The 19,846-nt window shown below is 56.2% G+C and carries 21 protein-coding genes; 11 read left to right on the forward strand and 10 right to left on the reverse strand.

What is annotated here, in order from left to right; translation table 11 throughout:
• Nucleotide 1: 1 nt before the first annotated feature.
• On the reverse strand, nucleotides 2-433 hold the full coding sequence (locus AABM54_RS14705; protein ID WP_347900718.1) for an SUKH-3 domain-containing protein: 432 nt from the start codon (nucleotides 431-433) through the stop codon (nucleotides 2-4).
• Nucleotides 434-664: 231 nt separating this feature from the next.
• Between AABM54_RS14705 and AABM54_RS14710 the strand changes: the two genes are divergently transcribed.
• Entirely contained in the window at nucleotides 665-1,606 is a 942-nt protein-coding gene (locus AABM54_RS14710; RefSeq protein WP_347900719.1) for a transporter, read from the forward strand.
• Between the two features lie 18 nt (nucleotides 1,607-1,624).
• On the opposite strand, the gene AABM54_RS14715 is transcribed toward AABM54_RS14710, so the two are convergent.
• Together AABM54_RS14715 and AABM54_RS14720 are read right to left on the reverse strand one after the other, a co-directional pair.
• On the reverse strand, nucleotides 1,625-2,362 hold the full coding sequence (locus AABM54_RS14715) for a hypothetical protein (protein WP_347900720.1): 738 nt from the start codon (nucleotides 2,360-2,362) through the stop codon (nucleotides 1,625-1,627).
• 137 nt (nucleotides 2,363-2,499) lie between these two features.
• A complete protein-coding gene (locus AABM54_RS14720; RefSeq protein ID WP_347900721.1) occupies nucleotides 2,500-3,024 on the reverse strand; it encodes a transporter suffix domain-containing protein in 525 nt (174 codons plus the stop codon).
• A gap of 192 nt (nucleotides 3,025-3,216) precedes the next feature.
• Between AABM54_RS14720 and AABM54_RS14725 the strand changes: the two genes are divergently transcribed.
• Genes AABM54_RS14725 through AABM54_RS14735 form a run of 3 tightly spaced genes read left to right on the forward strand, consistent with a single transcriptional unit; the run spans nucleotide 3,217 to nucleotide 6,920 of the window.
• The gene (locus tag AABM54_RS14725; protein ID WP_347900723.1) at nucleotides 3,217-4,773 is read left to right on the forward strand and encodes a TolC family protein; all 1,557 of its coding nucleotides are present in this window, start codon (nucleotides 3,217-3,219) and stop codon (nucleotides 4,771-4,773) included.
• The gene (locus tag AABM54_RS14730; protein ID WP_347900725.1) at nucleotides 4,766-5,896 is read left to right on the forward strand and encodes an HlyD family secretion protein; all 1,131 of its coding nucleotides are present in this window, start codon (nucleotides 4,766-4,768) and stop codon (nucleotides 5,894-5,896) included. Before AABM54_RS14725 ends, AABM54_RS14730 begins: the two co-directional genes overlap by 8 nt.
• Entirely contained in the window at nucleotides 5,886-6,920 is a 1,035-nt protein-coding gene (locus AABM54_RS14735; RefSeq protein ID WP_347900726.1) for a DUF2955 domain-containing protein, read from the forward strand. The genes AABM54_RS14730 and AABM54_RS14735 overlap by 11 nt, the downstream gene beginning before the upstream one ends.
• A 3-nt stretch (nucleotides 6,921-6,923) precedes the next feature.
• On the opposite strand, the gene AABM54_RS14740 is transcribed toward AABM54_RS14735, so the two are convergent.
• From AABM54_RS14740 to AABM54_RS14750, 3 genes are all read right to left on the reverse strand, one after another.
• Nucleotides 6,924-7,379 (reverse strand): hypothetical protein, encoded by a 456-nt coding sequence (locus AABM54_RS14740; RefSeq protein WP_347900727.1) that lies wholly within the window; start codon nucleotides 7,377-7,379, stop codon nucleotides 6,924-6,926.
• A 172-nt stretch (nucleotides 7,380-7,551) separates the two neighbouring features.
• Complete coding sequence (locus tag AABM54_RS14745) at nucleotides 7,552-7,980, reverse strand: SMI1/KNR4 family protein (RefSeq protein ID WP_347900728.1); 429 nt, start codon at nucleotides 7,978-7,980, stop codon at nucleotides 7,552-7,554.
• Nucleotides 7,981-8,180: 200 nt separating this feature from the next.
• A complete protein-coding gene (locus AABM54_RS14750) occupies nucleotides 8,181-9,068 on the reverse strand; it encodes a LysR substrate-binding domain-containing protein (RefSeq protein WP_347900729.1) in 888 nt (295 codons plus the stop codon).
• Nucleotides 9,069-9,108: 40 nt separating this feature from the next.
• On the opposite strand from AABM54_RS14750, the gene AABM54_RS14755 reads away from it, so the two are divergent.
• A complete protein-coding gene (locus AABM54_RS14755; protein ID WP_347900730.1) occupies nucleotides 9,109-10,188 on the forward strand; it encodes a zinc-binding alcohol dehydrogenase family protein in 1,080 nt (359 codons plus the stop codon).
• 17 nt (nucleotides 10,189-10,205) lie between these two features.
• Nucleotides 10,206-10,691, forward strand: a complete 486-nt coding sequence (locus tag AABM54_RS14760; RefSeq protein WP_347900731.1) for an SgcJ/EcaC family oxidoreductase — start codon at nucleotides 10,206-10,208, stop codon at nucleotides 10,689-10,691.
• A 98-nt stretch (nucleotides 10,692-10,789) separates the two neighbouring features.
• Here AABM54_RS14760 and AABM54_RS14765 read toward each other — a convergent pair whose 3' ends face one another.
• The gene (locus tag AABM54_RS14765; protein WP_347900733.1) at nucleotides 10,790-11,134 is read right to left on the reverse strand and encodes a cupin domain-containing protein; all 345 of its coding nucleotides are present in this window, start codon (nucleotides 11,132-11,134) and stop codon (nucleotides 10,790-10,792) included.
• Between the two features lie 51 nt (nucleotides 11,135-11,185).
• On the opposite strand from AABM54_RS14765, the gene AABM54_RS14770 reads away from it, so the two are divergent.
• Complete coding sequence (locus tag AABM54_RS14770; protein WP_347900734.1) at nucleotides 11,186-11,353, forward strand: GrpB family protein; 168 nt, start codon at nucleotides 11,186-11,188, stop codon at nucleotides 11,351-11,353.
• A gap of 494 nt (nucleotides 11,354-11,847) precedes the next feature.
• Here AABM54_RS14770 and AABM54_RS14775 read toward each other — a convergent pair whose 3' ends face one another.
• Nucleotides 11,848-14,700 carry an autotransporter outer membrane beta-barrel domain-containing protein gene (locus tag AABM54_RS14775; RefSeq protein ID WP_347900735.1) on the reverse strand — a complete coding sequence of 951 codons (2,853 nt, stop codon included), beginning with the start codon at nucleotides 14,698-14,700 and terminating at the stop codon, nucleotides 11,848-11,850.
• Nucleotides 14,701-15,906: 1,206 nt separating this feature from the next.
• On the reverse strand, nucleotides 15,907-16,098 hold the full coding sequence (locus AABM54_RS14780; protein WP_347900736.1) for a hypothetical protein: 192 nt from the start codon (nucleotides 16,096-16,098) through the stop codon (nucleotides 15,907-15,909).
• A 199-nt stretch (nucleotides 16,099-16,297) separates the two neighbouring features.
• On the opposite strand from AABM54_RS14780, the gene AABM54_RS14785 reads away from it, so the two are divergent.
• Both AABM54_RS14785 and AABM54_RS14790 read left to right on the forward strand, forming a co-directional pair.
• Nucleotides 16,298-16,498, forward strand: coding sequence for a hypothetical protein (locus AABM54_RS14785; RefSeq protein WP_347900737.1), 201 nt, complete (start codon nucleotides 16,298-16,300; stop codon nucleotides 16,496-16,498).
• A 481-nt stretch (nucleotides 16,499-16,979) separates the two neighbouring features.
• Nucleotides 16,980-17,192: a hypothetical protein gene (locus tag AABM54_RS14790; RefSeq protein WP_347900739.1), complete on the forward strand. Its 213-nt coding sequence runs from the start codon at nucleotides 16,980-16,982 to the stop codon at nucleotides 17,190-17,192.
• 439 nt (nucleotides 17,193-17,631) lie between these two features.
• On the opposite strand, the gene AABM54_RS14795 is transcribed toward AABM54_RS14790, so the two are convergent.
• On the reverse strand, nucleotides 17,632-17,817 hold the full coding sequence (locus AABM54_RS14795) for a hypothetical protein (RefSeq protein ID WP_347900740.1): 186 nt from the start codon (nucleotides 17,815-17,817) through the stop codon (nucleotides 17,632-17,634).
• Between the two features lie 224 nt (nucleotides 17,818-18,041).
• On the opposite strand from AABM54_RS14795, the gene AABM54_RS14800 reads away from it, so the two are divergent.
• Together AABM54_RS14800 and AABM54_RS14805 are read left to right on the forward strand one after the other, a co-directional pair.
• Complete coding sequence (locus tag AABM54_RS14800; protein WP_347900741.1) at nucleotides 18,042-18,980, forward strand: glycosyltransferase family 2 protein; 939 nt, start codon at nucleotides 18,042-18,044, stop codon at nucleotides 18,978-18,980.
• The gene (locus tag AABM54_RS14805; protein ID WP_347900742.1) at nucleotides 18,973-19,788 is read left to right on the forward strand and encodes a phytanoyl-CoA dioxygenase family protein; all 816 of its coding nucleotides are present in this window, start codon (nucleotides 18,973-18,975) and stop codon (nucleotides 19,786-19,788) included. The genes AABM54_RS14800 and AABM54_RS14805 overlap by 8 nt, the downstream gene beginning before the upstream one ends.
• The last annotated feature ends 58 nt before the right edge of the window (nucleotides 19,789-19,846 follow it).

Below are 19,846 nucleotides of genomic sequence, written 5' to 3' on the forward strand. Positions count from 1 at the left end.
ATCAGAGGTGTTTCTCGTTCCCTCTGCGACCCAGCAGGATGTTTTCAACGGCGACACTGAACGAAGTGTCTATCAGTGTAAAAGCGTCGGATATGCAGTTCATGTGATAGCAAGCGCCTTCAGAATCAATGAGCAGCGTGCCGTACCCCAGGCGTGTCTCGGCAATGCCGATGAGCGTAGTGGACAGGCGTTGTTGCCAGGCAAAAAAATCGACATCGTCTGCAAGGTTCAAATCCGTGCCAAAAGCAATGTCCCCCCTGGCGAAATCTTCACCCGCACCGGAGCTGAGTACGTGCAGCCCGTCAAACTCCCTGAGCAGCGCGGCGGCCGGATGGTCGGCGGGTACGAAGTCCGGCAGGGGCCGACTGTTTGCTCTGGGCCAACCCGCCGCCAAGAACAGTGGACGTATTGTTTCGGATAATTCGATGGGCATTTTCTCTGTAAACCTTACACATGCTGGATGTCGGTGAACTGTTTGGCCACTGTCCGGGGCAGCCATTCGTGAACCCGGTTAATGGAGTGTTCCGCAACCATACGAAGCACCTGATTCTGTCTTGAGTACGTAAGCGCTGCAAAAAAAGTTGCACGCTTACAATGAATTCTTGAGCTGGAGCTACTATACGATCCACTGCCACTTCTCATTTCCTCAAGTAATGAGGCACCCATGACAAGAATAAGAAACCTTTGCGGCCTCATGGTTTTGTTGCCCGCCATCGCCGCGCAAGCAGATGACGGCGGCATCAGTTTCTGGCTGCCAGGCCAGTTCGGTACGCTGGCGGCAGCACCGACGGAACCCGGTTGGAGCATGCCGCTGGTGTATTACCACGTCAGTGCCAGCGATGGCGGGAACAAACCGGTACCACGCGGGGGACGGACCACCTTTGGCCTGGATGCAAAAGCCGACCTGCTGTTCGCCAGCCCCACTTATACCTTTACTGAACCTTTGCTGGGTGCCCAGGCTGCGATCTCGATGGTCGCCGCGGTTGGGCGCTCGCACGCCAGTATCGATGCGGCGTTGACCGGGCCGCGCGGCAGAACATTTTCCGGAGGGACAGACGACAGCCTGAAAGGCGGCAGCGACGTCTACCTGATGGGCACATTGAAGTGGAACCACGGGGTTCACAACTTCATGGCCTATAGCATGGGCAATCTTCCGGTTGGCGCTTACGACCCTGATCGCCTGGTGAACATTGGGCTCGGTCACGCGTCTCTGGATGCCGGAGGTGGCTATACCTACTTTGACAAGACGAACGAATTTTCCGCTGTCGCGGGCATGACCTATAACTGGGAAAATCCGGACACTGACTATAAAAATGGCATAGACGCTCACCTGGACTTGAGCGCCTCGCACTTCATCACCGATCAGACCCATCTGGGCCTTGTCGGTTATGTCTACCATCAAGTGACGGGCGACAGCGGCAGCGGTGCCACGCTTGGCGACTTCAAATCGCGGGTCAGCGCTGTCGGACCTCAGGCCGGACACTTCTTCAAAGTCGGAAAAGACCTCTGGTACACCAACCTCAAGGGCTATTACGAGTTTGATGCGAAGAATCGTCCGGAAGGCTGGAACACCTGGCTATCCCTGGTCATACCGCTGTCCAATTAGAGAGCGGTTGCCGACGGATCAGGTCCAGTCGAAGGTGAACAACACTAGGCCATCGACAGGCTCGTAGAACATCACGATCATATCGGCCCCGCTAATACCGTAGTGCACAGCCGGGACGCTGAGGACATGCTGAAAGCGTCGCTTGGCGGGGCTGAGTGGCCAGACACTGTAGTCACCGCTATGGTCATCGGCCGGGATGATGTCCATCGGGAACTTGACGGTCTCGACCCAATTGGCGAAGCCTTGAGCTTCACCTCCCAACTCATCGAAGAACGTATAGCGCTTTCCACCCTGCGCAGACCAGGTCAGGTAGCCACGCTCGCGGTAGCTTCGGCGAGCTTCCTGATAGGCGGCGTGTTCGGTGAGGTAGTGCTGCTGCAACTCGTCACGCACTCCGGGGTGGACTTCAGGCAGGTCTTTGTTATCGGGATGCAGAAAGAAATAGCGCGGATCACCGCACAGACGGTAGCGGCCACTCTCTAACTTGAAACCGATCCAGTTGGTCTTGAGCAGTTCCCCGTCAAAACCCATGTTTTCAGTCAAGTCACCTACCAACCCCTCATAGGGCTCCACGGGACTGAGCAGGTGCAAGCGGCCAGACCATTGCGGATTGATGCTGCTGGCGTCGATCGACAACAGCGCAAGCATGTGCTGGGCAAGCTCTTGTTGATCGGCGACAAACACGTCACTGGCCTCAGGGAAGGCAATGGCGTGCTCCGGGAGTCGGGTGAAGTCCGGCGATGTTGCAGTGGGCATGGAGAGTCCTTTCGTTGAGGCGATGATTCGGGGCGTTGATACAGCTTAAAGCCTGAGCCCCTGAATAACAGCATGCTCCCGCCACCGGCGAGGTGAGCGGCCCCCTCAAGTGAGTATCAAAGCCTGCGTTCTTTTACTCACACTTCACGGGTGGTAACAACACGTGCAGTGCGGATAAACAACGCGCGGACCTTCTCCCAGAAATTCCCCCCCAATACGAAAAAACTACCGACCAGCATCGCGTCGCCAAGGAACTGGGCTTGCCAGAGGTTCGGCCGCAGCCCTGGCCAGATGCTGTCGACGTAAGGTTCAAGAAATGACGAGATCAACGGCAGGCAGAACATCACGAGGCCAATTCTGTGACGCGTGGGCCCTACTTCGAACTCTGCCGTCGGCACAAGTGCGGACATGTAACCGAACAGGCTGCGCTTCAACTGCTGAAAGCCTGACTTGCCCATGATCGCGATGACCAAGATCAACAAGATCTTGTTGCTGATAAACAAAATCCCGGTCAGCGCCGCGACTTTCTGGCCGGGCACGTCGGCGGCCGCCGCGATAGGCACCATCAGCCAGGAGAGCGGAATCAGGCAGAGCATCGCGATACCCAGCTTGAAACGCCAGCCGGCCGAATGGGGTTCAACAATACCGGGGGTGGTATTCATGATCATCGTACCTTTGTCGAAATTACGGCTGGTTTGATGGCGCTTAAAAAGCGTAGCAGTTGCCACGCAGCGTGATCCTCCACATTCCGCCCCCCCTGCAAATCCACTGTGCAATCGCTGGACCCGCCCAGCAAACCGCCTCCGGTTCCAACGGCTATGCTCCAGTGATCTTTCTTGGCTGGAAAAGATGCAATGCATTCAAGCGCCGCCCTGCTGACTCGGTCGGGCCAACTGCTCCTGCTTGGGGCACTGGGCCTTGGCGGTTGCATGCGCGTGGGGCCGGACTTTCAACCGCCCGGCGAAGCGTGGATCAAGCTCTGGGAGAGCCCCGCACTTGAGCAGTCCAGCCAACAGGGGCTGAGTCCGGATATCCGTCAGTGGTGGCAGGTCTTCGCCGACCCGGTCCTCGACGCCCTGATTGCCGAATCGGATGCACACAACGCCAACCTGAAAATCATGGGCCTGCGTGTGATGGAAGCCCGCGCGCAACTGGGCATTGCCCAGAGCGGGCGATACCCGCAGTTGCAACAAGCCAGCGCCGAGAGCCTGTACACACACCGCAGCCAATCCAGCGGGAGCAACCCTCAGGACAGCCGCTTCTGGCAGTACAGTGCCGGGTTCGACATCGGCTGGGAGCTGGACTTCTGGGGACGCTTCAGCCGTGCCATCGAATCGTCCGATGCCAGCTACTTCGCCGCTCAGGCCAACTATGAAGATGCACGCGTACTGCTGCGCGCCCAAGTGGCGCAAACCTACTTCTCCCTGCGCACCACTGAAGCACGATTGCGCGTTGCTCGGGAAAACGCCCGGCAGCAAAGGCGCAACTTTGAGATCACCGAAAAGCTGTTCAAGAGCGGCCAAAATGCCGAACTCGATTTGCAACAGGCCAAGACCCAGTACCTGGGCACCCTAAGCAGCATTCCCGACCTCGAAGACCAGGTGCAGCGCACCCGCAATGCACTGGCCGTGCTGATCGGGCAACCGCCCGGCGCATTGCCGCATCGGGTGGAAAGTGAAGGATTGATCCCGCTGATCGACCGCGCCGTGTTGCAAGACGTCCCGGCCAACCTGCTGCTGCGTCGGCCCGATGTACGCGCAGCAGAGCTGAATGTCGCCGCCCAGTCGGCGCTGATCGGTGTGGCCAAAAGCGATTTCTATCCGTCGCTGACCTTGTTCGGGAGCATTGTCTGGTCGGCCAATTCACTGGGTGGAACCTCAAATAGCCTGGACCTGATCGGCGGCCCCAGCCTGCGCTGGAACCTGTTCGACCACGGTCAGATCAGCAACAACGTGCGCGTGCAGGATGCGCGGTTGCAACAGTTGATCGAAGCCTATCGCGACAAAGTCCGCCAGGCAGCACGCGAGGCCGACGATGCCGCCAGCGGCCTGAGCCGATCTCTGGAGCGCGAGCGCATCCTGCGCGAAGGCGAAATCGCCGCCAGGCGCTCGCTGGTGCTGGCCAGCGCTCAGTACCGTGAAGGCTACTCAGATTTTCAGCGGGTGCTGGATGCCCAGCGTGCATTGCTTGAACAACAAGACAACTACCTGATCAGCCGGAGCAATGCCGTGAGCAATCTGATTGCCCTTTACAAGGCGTTGGGAGGCGGCTGGTACAGCGCGCAACCCACTGTCGATCAAGCCACCCGCCAAGTGATGGAAAAACGCACTGACTGGGGTGACCTGCTGAAAGAGCCCGCAGCTGCACAGCCGGCCTTTCCCACGCCGCACGGGGTAACCGTCGATGAATGAACCCTCCCAGGAAGCGCCTGCCCCCAAAGCGCCGGAACCAGCCTCCGACCCTTCAAGAAAAGGGCTCAAGTGGGTGCTTCTGCTCGTTCTCTTCAGCCTGATCTGGTACTTGCTGGCTGACCGCTTTACACCCTACACGCAACAGGCCCGGGTGGGCGCCTTTGTGATTCCGGTGGCCAGCGAAGTGGCGGGGCGGGTAACCCGCGTGAATGTGCGCAACAATCAGGACATCAAGGCTGGCGACATCTTGTTCGAGGTAGACCCGCAGCCGTATCAAATCGCCGTTGATCGTGCGCGCGCGGACCTTGAGTCAACACGCCGACAGATTGGCGCCAGCACCGCGGGCATTATGTCGGCGCAAGCCTCCTTGCGGGCCGCCCAGGCCAATGAACTCAAGGCCCGGCAAGATAATCAGCGACTTGAAGGCTTGTACCGCCAGGACCCGGGAACCATTTCCGTGCGCCTGCTCGAAGTGTCTCGCGCCAATCGCGAACAAGCGGTCAGCCAGGTAGCCGCTGCTCGCGCCGAAGTTCAGCGGGCCCGCGAACAGGAAGGCGGCAGCGAGGAAGAAAATGCCCTGCTGCGTAGCGCCGCGACGGCGCTGTCAAAAGCCGAACTGGACCTGGCCAACACCCGCACAGGTGCACGCTCGGCGGGCCTGATCACGGACCTGCGCACCGACGTTGGTCAATTTGCCGCTGCCGGCAACCCGGTGATGACGCTGATTGCCATCCACGATGTGTGGATCAGCGCAGACATGACCGAGAACAACCTGGGCCTGGTCAAGCCCGACACACCGGTTGCCATCGTACTGGACGCGCTACCCGGCACAGTGTTCGAGGGACGTGTCCGCAGTGTCGGCTACGGGGTCAGCGTGGGCCCGACAACAGCACCCGGCACCCTGCCGAGCATTCAGAACAGCCGCGACTGGCTGCGGCCAGCACAGCGATTCCCGGTGATTGTCGAGTTTTCCGCAGAGTCTTTGAACATGCTACGTGACGGCCGTGCCATCCGCGCCGGCGGCCAGGCTGAAGTCATGGCCTTCCCCACCCAAGGCAATCCGCTTAACCCGGTGAGTCGCTTGTTCTTGCGGCTGATGAGCTGGCTGTCCTATGCCTACTAAGCGCGTGCCTGGGGGGCAGCGTGCGATGCGTCTGGCCACAGGCACGGCGCTGTGTCTGGCCACAAGCTTCGGCCTGGGGTTGCCAATCCCCTTTCTCGCGCCGGTGCTTGCGGTGTTACTCCTGGCTACGCTCAATCGCCCGATGCCCTTCAAGGCCGGCGTGGCCCTCGCACTGGTCGCCATGTTGACCACGGGCGCCGGCCTTTTACTGATTCCCCTCCTGCGTTACTACCCTGTCAGCGGCGTATTGCTGATTGGCACCGGTCTGTTCCTGGCGTTCCGTATGGGGCTGCGCGGCGGCAACAACCTGATCGTGACCTTCCTGGTGATTGGCCTGACCATGATTCCGTCGGCCGGTATCGCTGATTTCGGCCTCGCGGTCATGGTCATTGACGCGCTCGTCAAAGGATTGCTTCTGGCCGTCATTACCGTGGGCTGCAGTCATTGGCTGTTTCCCGAACCCGGCAATGCACCGACACCACCGGCAGCCCCGACCCTGGCGGCCGACGACATCGCCAGAGTGGCGCTGCGTGCAACCCTGATCGTGTTGCCGACATTTCTGTTAGCGCTGATCGACCCGGCCAGTTACTTACCCATCATCTTGAAAGCTGTCAGCCTGGGTCAACAAAGCTCCACAACGACCGCTCGCAACGCCGGGCGCGAACTCCTCGGCTCGACGTTGCTGGGCGGCCTGCTGGCCATTCTGTTCTGGTGCGCCCTGAGCCTGTTTGTGCACCTCTGGATGTTCTTTCTGTGGATGCTGCTGTTCGGCTTGATGCTGGCACGCAAGCTGTATGCTCTGAGCCCGACCCGGCAAAGCCCGGGATTTTGGCTCAACAGCCTGCTCACGATGATTATCCTGTTGGGCCAGTCGGTTCAGGACAGCCTGGCGGGCAAGGATGTCTACACCGCCTTCGCTGTGCGTATGGGCCTGTTTATCGCCGTGACGCTTTATGCGTGCCTGATGGTCAACCTGCTCGATCAGCGCCGACAACGTGACAGTGCCAGGCAACCCGACCACTGAGGCTCAAGGTGTAATCTGATAACCCTTGCCCTGAAGGCAACTGGTGTAAGCCGTTGAGCTGGTCGAGGCAGTGGTTTTCTGCTGCGCCCGGCGTTCCTGACGCTGACGCGCACCGCCCACTACCGCCCCGGCCGCCGCTGTTTCCTTTGCGCGATTCTGGCGGTAGTCCTGCTTTACATCATCGTCGACGCGATCATAAATCTCGTCATGCTGACGTCCACGCACCTGCGCCCCAGCCGCCCCGGCGGCGGCCCCGACAGCGGCGCCGCGCAATCTTCCCCCGACGGGAGGGGGCGTCGTCGAGGCACTCTGACTGGCTGCCACGTTATGGCAGTCGTTGATGTCCTGCTGGATTTGTTGCGAACTCTGCCCCTTCATGGGAACAACCGTTTCAGCCCACGCCGGGGTAAGGGGAACCGACAATACGATGCACAGACTCATGGACGACAACCTGTTCATGACCACCTCCGAAAGGGCTTGGCACTCTGCGATAGCGCAGGGCTGGATAGGGAGCCAACGACTTCATGCACCACAAGACAGGACTTGGCTCAAGGCAACCGGCGCAAGGATAACGTTAGCAACATTTGATGCGGGTGCCGGGTGTCGCCTCCAACGATTGCAACCAACCGGCCTACGCTCCCCACAAGCCAACGAAGTCATCAAAGTGACTGGCAATAAAGCAGGAACTCTTCGAACCCGGATCAAATGCCTCAACAGCAACAGGGTGCACATCAAAGTTCAGGCAGATCAGACAACCACCTGCATCCCGTGCAATGGGCACCAATCTCACGGGAAGCCCCGGCACTCCACCTGCCCTTGAGTACCATGACACGGTGTACGGCCTTACATCAGGAGAGAACGAAAAGAACTCGCTGATGCAGGTTCCGGTGTCGCCATATACAAATGAAGCTGCCTCTGGAGACGCTTCATCGGCATAGATGACCAAATCCAGATAGGACTCCGGAAACTTGACCTTCAATAGTGTCTCTACCTGGACAATCGTATCGGCATCAACGGATGAGCCCTGTTCGATGCCAAAAAAACTCCAGTCAATATTCATCCCTGCCCCCCGAGCTTGCATTTCTATTTGCAAGGCTGCCCTTGTCTCCTGGATGTCGTGGCTTCAACTCCAGCCGTGAATACCGGCGTCGCACCCGGCCAGACGACTCCCCGATGCGGACGAGCACACACCGGCTTCGTATCGCCCCTGCATCAAACCACCGAGACACTGAGCCTGACAATTGTCGGCTGGCCCGCCTCTTACCGCGAGGCAATCGATACCTCGGCAAGAAACCCCAGGTACTCCTGCGCGAAATCCAGATATGCCCGGACAATGGCGGACGGATGGCGATGCGATGGATAGAGCAGGTTGATCTGTTGTTCGGGTAGCGGATGTTCGGGAAGCAGCACCAGTAACCCTCCATCCCGGATGGCCTTTGCTGCCAGAAAGGGGGGGAGTTCGGTGACCACATCACCCGCCAACGCACGACTGCGCAAGTGCGCGTAGTCGTTAGTGGACAGTTTGGCCTCTGGTTTGAAGACCTGCCCTCCCAAAAGCCATGTTGCATCGGTGCCCTTGCTCCAGGTCGCGCAGGGATAATCGTGCAGGGCCTCCACGGTATCGGGTACACCCAACCGCTCAATCAGCCTCGGGCTGGCGACGAGGATGTGACGATACGTCAGCATATGGCGCGCGATCATGGTCTCGTGCTCGATCATGCCCACGCGCAGCACCACATCGACGCCGTCTTCGATGAGATCGATGCGTCGTTCAGTGGTGTAGACACTGAGCTGAATCTGCGGGTATCGGTCCTGAAAGGCAGACAACACGTCCCACCACGGCTCAAACGACGGTGGCAATGACAGCCGTAAACACCCCTTTAATTGCGCCTGATCACTGACCACGGCCTGCTGGCCCTCAAGCAGCGCTTCAATGCCACGGCTGGCGTGTTCGTACAGTCGTGCGCCCGAGTCGGTGAGCTTGGTGCCGCGTACTGAACGCTCAAGCAATTGCACCTTCAACTGCTGCTCTAGCTCACGAATGCGGCGGCTCAGTGTCGGTAGCGGAATGCTCAGGCGTTCGGCCGCGGCCGACAGGCTACCGGCCTGCGCCACGCTTACAAACATCCGAATAGCGTTCAAGTCCACGGGGGCAGCCCTCTCATATTTGAGATGAAGCCTATCCCCGATGCTTATTTTCTTCCAGATACGAGCGGCAGATAGTGCACACATCAGCTTGATCACCAACGGTTCAAGCAACCACGTGCCTGAGGAAACAACCATGAAAGCTTATGTCATTGAACAACCGGGTGGCCCGCAAGTCCTGCAGCTGCGAGATATCCCGTCACTTGAACCGACATCGGACGAAGTGCAGATCCACGTTCGGGCGTTTGGCCTCAACCGCGCAGAGACTTACCTGCGTGCCGGAAAAATGGGCGAGATCACCGCACCACGGGTACCTGGTATCGAAGCCGTGGGCGAAGTCATCCACGACCCCGCCGGGGTCTTTCGCCCAGGTCAGCGCGTGGCGACGGCCATGGGCGGTATGCAGTTCATCCGCAACGGCAGCTATGCCGAGCAGGTGACGGTTCTGCGCAGCAACGTGGTCTCGCTGGACGGTACTTCCCTGTCATGGGAAGAGCTTGCCGCGCTGCCGCAAGCCTACCTCACCGTTTGGGGGGCGCTGGACAAGAGCCTGGCGATTCAGGCAGGTCAAACATTGCTGGTGCGCGGTGCTACCACATCGGTTGGCCTGGCCGCCATCACATATGCCAAGGCCCGCGGATTAACCGTGATCGCCACAACGCGCACGGCTGCCAATAGCCAACGCCTGCGCGAGATGGGAGCTGATGAGGTGATTATCGACAACGGTGACATTGCTCAGCGTGTGCGCGATATCACCCATCACGGCGTGGATGCCGCCCTTGAGATTATCGGCACCGCCACGCTGCGCGACACGATCAAGACCCTGCGACCGTTCGGTGCGGTGAGCGTTATTGGCCTGCTGGGCGGACCGCCGGTACTGGAGCAGTTTCACTTGATGCAGGACCTGCCTGCAGGGATACGCCTGAATTTCTTCCCCAGCGGTTTGTTCGGAACACCGGCGCTACCCTTGCAGGGCACACCACTGCCGTGGCTGGCAAAGGAAGTCGCAGCCGGGTCGATACCTTCCATCCGCAGCCAGACCTTTGCCTTTGATGAAGTTCCCAAGGCGCATCGCTTAATGGAAAGCGACCGCGCACTCGGCAAACTTGTCGTCCTGCTGTGAGATCAAGGAGCTGCGCCATGAGAACTGCATTGATTGCGCTGACGTTCAGCACCCTACTCCTGCCCGCAACGGTGATGGCCGCAAAACCCGCCGCCAACACCGAGGTGAATGCGGCAATCACCGAGCAACTCAACCGCTATCAAGCCGCACTCAACACCTGCGACCTCGAACGGGTGATGAGCATGTACACGGACGATGCGGTGTTCATGCCGCAGAACAGCCTCCCGGCCGTGGGCCGCAGCGCTGTTCAAGCGGCCTATCGTCGGGTGTTCGACACGATCAAACTCGATGTGCGCTTCACAATCGATGAAATCCGACTGCTATCACCGGATTGGGCATTTGCCCGTACGCGGTCCAATGGAACGGTCACGATGTTGAACAGCAACCAGCCAGCCAGGCCCGAGGGCAATCAGGAAATGTTCGTGCTGCATCGAGAGGCCGATGGCCAATGGCGCTTCGCGCGCTACATATTCTCCACTACCCAGCCACCCAAACAGCCATGAACGCCAGGCCCCCGCTGATGCAAGGAGACGAAACCAACTGAAGCATGTCCGGTTGGGCCGTGTGTCAGGCCCGACGGTGTTGGAGGTCGGGACTGAACTTACTCTTGCCTGACAATATCGACCGAGATCTCCACCGCCGGAATCATTCCTCTGTTCTCAAGCCAGTGAGTGGTGTTCCTGTCCTCGGGCCAGCCCACTCCTGGCCCATAGTCCGTGGCGACTCCATTTCGATGATCCGTGATCGTTCCTTGCAATATGTAGACGGTGCCGGGTCTGTCTTTATGAGTGTGAATCGGCCCAAAGACACCTCCAGGCTCGATGGTTACCATACGCATCCTGAGTTGGCGCCCTGCCATGCCCTCGATCTCGGGGCCGAGGTCAACCGTTGTCAGTAGCTTGACCGCAACACCTTTCGTCTCCGGTGCTATCTGTTCGTTGCTCATCGTGCTCTCCTCTCTGTACAGACAGGACCTGACTGGAAGTAGATACCCTGCATGCGTGGACTCGGGTACGCACAGGGAAACAATCTGTCGACGGGACACCATTTTTATCGTCGCGATGTCGAGGGGGTGCGAACACACAAGGTCCACGCTTGCATCACCGGCCACGGTCAAATCGAAAGAGTGCTCCGCTTTCGTGATTTGCTCGGGGCGCCCCTATGATTCACCAACGGTATCAAGCCTTGAAAATGGGTGAGCGGATGACCACCTGACCTGCCCTTCACCGACTACGCAGAGGGTAGACACAGGTGTGCAATCGCAGCTTGAGCCATCTCAATCTCGGCAATGGCGTCTTGGGCATGATCGGCCTTTACCCAATTAAATCGGGGATCGCCAACAATTGCGCCAATTGACTTCCTGCACAGTTCGTCGGTTTCCAAGCCTTGCCGGCAAGCCACCGCCATTACCGTTCTTAGCGCTATCTCAAGCGCAACCACTCGATCTTCGCTCATGACGCAAGCCTCTGTGTAGAGCGTTAAGCGTAGACCAATCCCAACTTCAATGAATCACGCCGCAGCGTTCAGGTACGGACCTCCCTGAAAATTGCGGGGTGTGTGACTTTCCAACAGGCAAAAAAACCCGTAGATCATTGATCTACGGGTTTTCAAGAGTGGAGGCCGAGGTCGGAATCAAACCGGCGTATGCGGCCCCAAGGCTTACATGGAGTACTTCACACCCAGTTGCGCCTCACCCGCGGTGTAGTCGTGCGTGCCCGTCTCGAAACCGAGCGAGCCCCATACGCTAACAGCCTTGCTGACATTGCCTTGCAGGCCGACCTTGCCCTCGAACCGGTTGGCCGACAAGCCATCGCTGACTTTAATACCGTCAAACGCGAGGTTCTGAGAAGCGGGACCATGCCACCAGTTCACCTCGACGAACGGACGCATCTGCTTCATACCACTATCGCTGTCGACATTACCGTGCACCCGCACACCAAGACGCGTTGTCACGTCGACGCTGGCCTGGTCCGACACAACCGTGCCATTGCGCTCCGCGTGGTTCCCCGCCTGGTACCTCGAAACGATGACCTGCCCTTGTGGCTCGATGAACATCCGGGTGTTCCCCGCCTCGTAGATCGGGAACGAGTAGCCGGCTTCAAGCGACGCCGGGAAGTTGCTGGACTTGTAGCGCTCCGTCGGCAGGCCCTGACCGCTGACCTTATTGTCGAACCTGCCGTACATCAGCCAGCTGTCCACATACGGTCCGGACAGGATGTCACGATGGCCATACCACGTGCCGTACACACCTGCACTGTAGCCGGCCACCGAGCCACGCGAACTAATGCGCCCGTTGTCCGCCTGACTTCTGGAGCTGCCATAAGCAACCATTGCACCGACACGGATGCTGCCCTCTTCGCCAACCTGGAATTGAGCCAAGTCACCGCCTGCATGAATCAGATAGCTGGTATCGGAAATGTCCATAGTGCCGGCGCCAGTTCGCTCGCTGGTCTTGCCCACTACACGTATCCAAGTGTTCTCGTCCGAGGATGTGTTCAGATCCTTGCCTTCCATGCCCGGTGCCTGGCCCTGGCGTTCATGCAACGTATGGAACAGCATGGTCGAAGCGGCGAGTTTATTGTTCAGATACGAGCCCACTTCTGGCCTCAACTGCTGCTGCGGAATCGGAGCGGGAGTTGGAGTTGGCGGACACAACAAGGCATTCGTGGCGCACGTCGCGCCCGACGAGACCAGATACCAGGAATCGCTCGTGCCGCCGTTGCCGCCTCGCATAAGGCTGTAGTCGTAAGGGCCGGCTGCGAGGGTGCCATTACCCTGACGATACCCGTCCGAGCTGCTCGACAGGCTGAAGGCATTCGGATCGGTGGTGGCGCCGTTCCTTGTGTCCACAACCATGATTCCTTTGTCGGTCTGCGCCCCGTTACCGCCGGCATGTTTGATCACCAGCGATGTGTTGCCCGAAGCACGGCCGCCGTCCAGCACCAGGCGATCAGTCGGCGAACTATCGTCGCTTTTTACCGTATTCAGAACGACTGTACCGTTGTTGCCAACGTAGTCGCCCTTGATCGTCAGCGTGTTGCCCACGCTGCCACCCGCCAGGTTCACTGTGCCGTTGTTAACGAGGCCGCTGGCAAGCGTAAAGTTGCTCACTGGCGAGGCGCTATTGCCTGCCAACGCGTTGAGAGCACTCACTGTGCCGTCGTTTACTACCTTACCGCTCACCGTGCCCAAGCCTGACAGCGTACCGCCGCTGGCGATTGTCACATCACCCGCACCCTTGGCATTCAGCGTGGCGGCAGGATGGGTGGCATCGCCCACGATCAGAGTGCCGCCCTTGATCGCCGTGCCGCCGGTGAACAATGTATTGACGCCGTTGAGTACGGTAGTACCGCTCAGTGAAGTCACGGTGCCAGTGCCGCTGATGGTCGGAGAAAACTGATAATTGCCCGTTGTATCCGTGTGATTGAAGACAAGGCTACTGGTGCTGTCAGTCAAGAACAACGAAGGCGCGACAAGCGTTCCAGGGGCAACCGCGGCCGCTCCCTCCTTGGCGCCAATAGCCAGGGAGGTACCCGCGCCGCCCCCGACTTCCACGCCTGCAGCTGCCTTCACCAAGCCTTGGTTGGCGATCTCCAGCGTGCCTACGCCTGCGCCTCCAGGATCGGTGTAACCGATAAGCAACTGACTTGTAGTTCCCGTGTCCCAGATCGACCCTACGCCGCTCACAGACGCCGTGCCAATACCCGTACTCGACGACACAACCTGGCCACCTTCGCTTTGCAGGACACCACCGTTGCTAATATTAAGAGAACCGGTCCCTTGGCCTCCAACAGTGAGCTGACCATTGGTGATTGTCCATTTCGAGCCCGGCCCGGAGATGTCCACTGTACCGGTGCTGCCTTGACCATAACCAACGGTAGAGCCACTGTTGCTGATAACCTGAGCGCCATGACTGATGGTGAGTGACCCGATACCGTTGGTCCCGACCGTGATCCCGGAGCCCGTTTGCGTCGTGGCCAGCAACTGCGAACCAGCGCCGTCTACCACCACGCTCCCGGTGCCACCGGTGTTCTGGCCGATATTGAGAAACACCAGGCCGACCTTGCCGCCCCCGCTGATGTTTAGCGCACCGTCACCACCACCGCCCACTGCGGTAGTCCCGCCAGTGAGGGCGGTATTCGTGACATCCACACCATCGTACCAAGCGCCACCATCGACGTTGATCGTGCCATTGCTGCCAGCGTCAAAGCCAAGGACGGACCCAGAGGATCCACCAGAGACGGTCCCCGATTGAACGGTGCCCGTATTTAAGATCGTCAGCGTGCCAGTTCCCGATTGGCCGACATAGAGTGCTCCGGTGTTTATCCATGGGCTCGCATGCGTACCTGGAACCGTCTCGGTGGCCCCGTTGTCGATCACTGTGTCCGCCAACGCAGGTGCGCACAGCGATACCGAGAACAGCATCGCTGCAGACCTCAGCAATGACACTTCGGATACAGCCTGCGCCACACCTAGCGATGCATTCCAGACAAGTTGGTAGCTCTTGTTCATATGTAATTTCCTAATGGTAAAAGAGTTTGCACAGATTGCGCATGCGCGAAATACATAATGCCAATCCATAGCAAAGCCAGACCCATGCCCTTGGCGCAATCGGATATATACAGTTGATATTGAGCGTTGCGCCCACACCTACAGCCTTCCTTATCACTCTTGCAATGAAAGAAAGACCGAAGCAACAGATTGACTACTAGAGGAAGACCGTAGCAAGTCGTTAATTATTATATATTGGCATATCTTTGAAATATGACCGAACCTTGCAAAGTCGCTACTTACTACTGCACAACGACACCTGCATGAACGCAATCATTTAAAGTCAGTTTGGAGCTACACTTTCAACGGTTTATTGCTTACATCCGCCAAAAAAACCAACGCCCCGGCCAAGTACCGCCCCCAAACTGGAAACAATACAGTGCCGCACTAAAAACGCGCAGCTCACTGTTGAACTGATTAGATAAATCCCTGTAACGGCATAGTTGGGTGGAGGTGGAGGCGTGCGAATTCTTAGCGACGCAGCGATCCGATCTTCCTCACCCTCAAAGGTTTGTATGGCCGCCTAGTATATAACTTGTCCGCCAGCCTGTAAGGTGCCTCACGGTGCGGCGAACCGTCACATCTCCCTCGCCGTATTGCGATGGATACCGAAGTAGCGCGCAACCACGCGATCACGCTTGTCCTCGACCATCACGCCGCAACTTACTTTGATGTATTAGTCCACGGGAAACATCCTTCCCGCCTTTCTTACACACTTTCAGGCACACCAGACTTTTCGCCAGACCTGAATACCAATCAGATTGATTAGTATTTTGGCGGCGACACTAAACAAGCAACGTACTTACCCCTGGCGCCACGAAGCGTGAAAGTAAACACTGATTGGAACCACCTATAATTCACCCTCCCTTCACTGCTACATATGCACATAAGCTATCAAGCTTATGACATTTCGTCATATTGATAATCTTTAATCACGGAAATAGGCAAATGCTATTGACGCGCTTAAGGAGTCCGCGAGCAACATTCCAGAATTTGCCAAAATACGCGCCCACTACCTGACCCGAGCCTCACATAAACTGCTCGACCGAGGTCGCCGACAACGTGCGTGGCGCCCTGGATGCAAAGATGACGCTTGCGGTACTGATGATGCCGGGTGGCCATGGTGGCTCCAGATGTAAAAAGCCCAGCGCGGGGGCTGGGCTTTGGTTATTTTCTGTTTTCCATCATCTTGTCGGCGAGAGCTTTGGCCCGCTCAACCAACAGGTTCTGCCTGTCTTCATGAGTGGCCTCTCCTACAACCGGTGCAGTCAGATTGCTTTCTGCAATCAACGCAGCGCAGAAGTATTGATCCCAAACTCTTTGCTCCGACACCGGTTTGTTCAGTTGGTCGGCGTCCATATACGGCTCCTTCTGATGAGGTAGCACCGCTATTTTACGCCCGGATTGCGAACAACCCGCGTCGCTGGAGATAGTCGGCAAACTGAGTGGCGCTTGGGTGATCCGGTGCCGTCGATTTCATTGAAGGTACCGAGACCTTTCGGCGGATACGGTCGGTTCACGCTCTCACCTTGGCTTAAGATCATTAAGTGGCACCGCTATGAGCGAGAAGAACGCGATGAGCACGACTGAAGAGGCAATAATCGCAGCCGCAAGAATGCGCGCCGCAAGCCGGGGAGAAAACGAGGCTATGGCTGCCGCATCAGCGCTCGACGTCCTGAGCGCTCTGAAAAAGTCGTTAACTGGAGACAAGTATCAGGAGGCTCTCGAAAAACTGTATCTCGAGTACACAACCTCATGATCTGAGCCTGCTGTACTCACTCACGGCATATCTATCCCCTCCACATCTCATCGAGCAGCGTCTGTTCTCCCAGTCGAAACAGCGCAAGCGACTGCATGTCCCCTGTCTTCGGGCCAAAGCCTTACACTTCGATGCGCCCACTCGCTGAGCGCATCGCCAGTACACCCACTCAGCACGGACCAAGCTCACCCGACTCACTATCATCAGCGATCTTGCACAGCGACCGGACAGCGTCTCGCCAACCTTCACGCTTGAACTCATACTTTGACGGTCGATTTGCGTCTGCATGCACGCGTGACCATGCAGGACGGAGATGACGAAGCCTTGATAGCAAAATAGCGCTTCCAGCGCCGACGCTGGCCTTGTTGACTTGCGGGCTCGTCAACAATGTGTGAAGCAGGTAGGTGACGCTACTCAAGGGCATAAGAGATGTGACAACTATCCTGAGACCGAGTGTTTCTCATCACCCATCGCGCCTGCTGTGCTGGCGACTGTCAGCGCCACGCCGCAAGCCAGCAGAGAGAGCGCAGCAAAAGCGCCCATCACATGCAGAGTAAGGCATCTGGAGCTTTCAAACTTTGAGCAACGCGGATCAGCCGACGTTGCTGACAACGTGCGTGGCGCCCTGGACACGATCGACAAGAATGAAGAGTTCATCAAGATGACGCTAGCGGTGCTGATGACGCCAGAGTAAGCCTCGATATGGCGGACCATCGCATACTCTGCGTAGTGGTCCGATAACGGATTGGAATGACTTTCCAGCATCCGCCCGTAAATAAAAGCTTAGATGCCACTGCAAATTCAATGGGTACCATTTTTGTACCACCAATACAGAAAGCTGAGCGAGTCGGATGGTGCCCGCACCAAATGCCGTCGGCAAACTTTGTCGACAGTGCCGCGCTCTCCAATCCTAGGGTCTGTACGAAAAGTCGCCGAGTGGCAATCAGGCAAGGCAAAAACAGGCGAGGAAGCGGAGTTTACGGGTTGTAAATGAGCATTCCGAGCCTGTTTTTAACGTAGCATGATCGACACGCAGGCAGTTTTCGTACAGAGCCTAAAACCCATTCACAACAGACAACCAATCCCCCAGGACAACATCATAACTACCGTTGGCAATCTGGTCTGAGAAGCGATTACGCAACGTTTCGGTCGTTGTCAGTGACGAATCGAAAGCTTTCAATGCCCCCTAACGACAGCAAAAGATGAGACATATGCCCAGCACCGGCACCCATCTCGAAAAATCTCCCAGGTTCCAGTCCAGAGATCCGTTCTTTGAGGTACATCAACTGCAGTATCGTACCTGGTGGCAAAACGTCCATGGGGACCTCCTTTTCGGTCACTACGCTTCTCATCGCTCGCGGACCTCGTCCATCAGGACAAGGGCTAACGCGCCAAGCGCCACCTCAGTGTTTGGGAAATCAAGCGTCATGGGCCAATTAAGAAAAATTTTGCTGGAACTATGGCTCATCATACCGGCATAGGTATACTTCGCCGAAGCTCATGCGGCCAAGTTATTTTATAAAACCTTGAGAACACATTAAAGATGAAGCTTTCAATAGTATCCACTCTATACCAATCAGAAAAATACATTGATGAGTTTTACAGAAGATCAAAGTTAGCCGCAGAGACTTATGCTGGAGAGAGCTACGAGATAATTTTTGTCAATGACGGGTCCCCCGACAACAGCGTAAACATCGCCATAGAAATATCAAAAATAGATAAACACGTCACCGTAATTGATTTATCGAGAAACTTCGGTCATCACAAGGCCATGATGACGGGGCTAGCACATTCAAGTGGCGAACAGGTTTTTTTGATTGATAGCGACTTAGAGGAAGAGCCTGAGTGGCTGACCACCTTTGCAGACATCATTAACAACAGTAGCGACCTGGATGTTGTTTACGGAATACAAAATAATCGAAAAGGAGGACAAACTGAAAAGCTATCTGGATATTTATTCTACCGGTTATTCAGAATACTTACTGGCATAGACCAACCTGACAACATTGTCACCGCAAGACTAATGTCACGACGATATGTCGACGCGTTGCTAATGCACAAAGAACGTGAACTGAACATAGGCGGCATCTGGATTATTACTGGGTTCAAACAATCAGCTATCGAAATAAAAAAACACAACACCAGCCCAACAACATATTCGCTTCGAAAAAAAATAAGCCACTTGGTTAATGCTGTAACATCCTTCAGTAGCTTTCCTTTGGTCTTCACCTTCTATTCCGGGTTAGTTATTTCCGCCACCGCTATGGGCTTCATCTTTTTACTGATAATTCAATACCTGTCACACTCATCAGTACCGAGTGGTTATACTTCAATAATCGCCTCAATCTGGCTTTTTTCTGGCCTGATAATTTCTTTCTTAGGGATACAGGGAATCTACATATCAAAGATATTTATGGAAATAAAACAGCGCCCTTACACCATCATAAAAGAAATTCATAATTCAGGAGGCGACAATGTTTAACCCTCCCCCAACCGCCAGCTATGGAGTTCTTCAAAGAGCAACATCAGAAAACCCAATCGATTTAGCTGTAGAACAAATCAGCGCCTTGGGGTATGCGACCATACCGTCAGGAATTAGCACCAAAGAACTTAATAGCTTTAAAAATGACTTCGACTCAAACCGCGCCCAATACATTGAAACTTTTGGACTAGAGAAGCTTTCGTCTACTGACGAACTGAATACCGTACGTGCTCCGCTGACACACGGACCAGAATCCTTCCTTAAAATCGCAACCAGCGAGAAACTGTTATCGCTCATCGGAAAACTAATACACGGGCAATTCATTTTAAATCAACAAAACAGCATTATTAATCCTCCAAAAAAACAGTATAACCAAGGAGCATGGCATAGAGACCTGCCATATCAACACTTCACATCCAGCAGCCCCATTGCTATAAACGCTATATTTTGTGTAGACGACTTTACAAAAGACAATGGCGCAACATTTATCTTGCCAGCCTCCCACAAATCCAACAAATTCCCCTCATCTGAATACATAGATAAAAATGCGATTCAAATCGAGGCGAACGCTGGAGATTACATCATTCTGGATTGCATGCTTTTTCACGCAGGAGGATTCAACTCAACTAGTTTTTCTCGAAGAGGCGTAAACCACGTATATACCATCCCATTCTTCAAACAACAAATAAATTTGCCAGACAACATTGACGCTAAAAATTTATCAGAAGACATTAAAAACCTGCTAGGTTTTAGATACAGCGAGCCTAAAAACATTCTAGATTTCCTCGATAGCCGACCCAAAATGTAAAGCATCCTCTTCTGGCATTTGGACGGAGGATGAATCTACTTACATGCCAACGAGCTGA

Origin of the sequence: Pseudomonas purpurea (assembly GCF_039908635.1) — a bacterium.
Lineage (GTDB): Bacteria > Pseudomonadota > Gammaproteobacteria > Pseudomonadales > Pseudomonadaceae > Aquipseudomonas > Aquipseudomonas purpurea.

Bases quoted from the DNA above. Each gene is read 5' to 3' on its own strand.
- AABM54_RS14705 (WP_347900718.1), bottom strand. From the start codon at position 433: ATGCCCATCGAATTATCCGAAACAATACGTCCACTGTTCTTGGCGGCG.
- AABM54_RS14710 (WP_347900719.1), top strand. From the start codon at position 665: ATGACAAGAATAAGAAACCTTTGCGGCCTCATGGTTTTGTTGCCCGCC.
- AABM54_RS14715 (WP_347900720.1), bottom strand. From the start codon at position 2,362: ATGCCCACTGCAACATCGCCGGACTTCACCCGACTCCCGGAGCACGCC.
- AABM54_RS14720 (WP_347900721.1), bottom strand. From the start codon at position 3,024: ATGAATACCACCCCCGGTATTGTTGAACCCCATTCGGCCGGCTGGCGT.
- AABM54_RS14725 (WP_347900723.1), top strand. From the start codon at position 3,217: ATGCATTCAAGCGCCGCCCTGCTGACTCGGTCGGGCCAACTGCTCCTG.
- AABM54_RS14730 (WP_347900725.1), top strand. From the start codon at position 4,766: ATGAATGAACCCTCCCAGGAAGCGCCTGCCCCCAAAGCGCCGGAACCA.
- AABM54_RS14735 (WP_347900726.1), top strand. From the start codon at position 5,886: ATGCCTACTAAGCGCGTGCCTGGGGGGCAGCGTGCGATGCGTCTGGCC.
- AABM54_RS14740 (WP_347900727.1), bottom strand. From the start codon at position 7,379: ATGAACAGGTTGTCGTCCATGAGTCTGTGCATCGTATTGTCGGTTCCC.
- AABM54_RS14745 (WP_347900728.1), bottom strand. From the start codon at position 7,980: ATGAATATTGACTGGAGTTTTTTTGGCATCGAACAGGGCTCATCCGTT.
- AABM54_RS14755 (WP_347900730.1), top strand. From the start codon at position 9,109: ATGCTTATTTTCTTCCAGATACGAGCGGCAGATAGTGCACACATCAGC.
- AABM54_RS14760 (WP_347900731.1), top strand. From the start codon at position 10,206: ATGAGAACTGCATTGATTGCGCTGACGTTCAGCACCCTACTCCTGCCC.
- AABM54_RS14765 (WP_347900733.1), bottom strand. From the start codon at position 11,134: ATGAGCAACGAACAGATAGCACCGGAGACGAAAGGTGTTGCGGTCAAG.
- AABM54_RS14770 (WP_347900734.1), top strand. From the start codon at position 11,186: ATGCGTGGACTCGGGTACGCACAGGGAAACAATCTGTCGACGGGACAC.
- AABM54_RS14775 (WP_347900735.1), bottom strand. From the start codon at position 14,700: ATGAACAAGAGCTACCAACTTGTCTGGAATGCATCGCTAGGTGTGGCG.
- AABM54_RS14780 (WP_347900736.1), bottom strand. From the start codon at position 16,098: ATGGACGCCGACCAACTGAACAAACCGGTGTCGGAGCAAAGAGTTTGG.
- AABM54_RS14785 (WP_347900737.1), top strand. From the start codon at position 16,298: ATGAGCGAGAAGAACGCGATGAGCACGACTGAAGAGGCAATAATCGCA.
- AABM54_RS14795 (WP_347900740.1), bottom strand. From the start codon at position 17,817: ATGGACGTTTTGCCACCAGGTACGATACTGCAGTTGATGTACCTCAAA.
- AABM54_RS14800 (WP_347900741.1), top strand. From the start codon at position 18,042: ATGAAGCTTTCAATAGTATCCACTCTATACCAATCAGAAAAATACATT.
- AABM54_RS14805 (WP_347900742.1), top strand. From the start codon at position 18,973: ATGTTTAACCCTCCCCCAACCGCCAGCTATGGAGTTCTTCAAAGAGCA.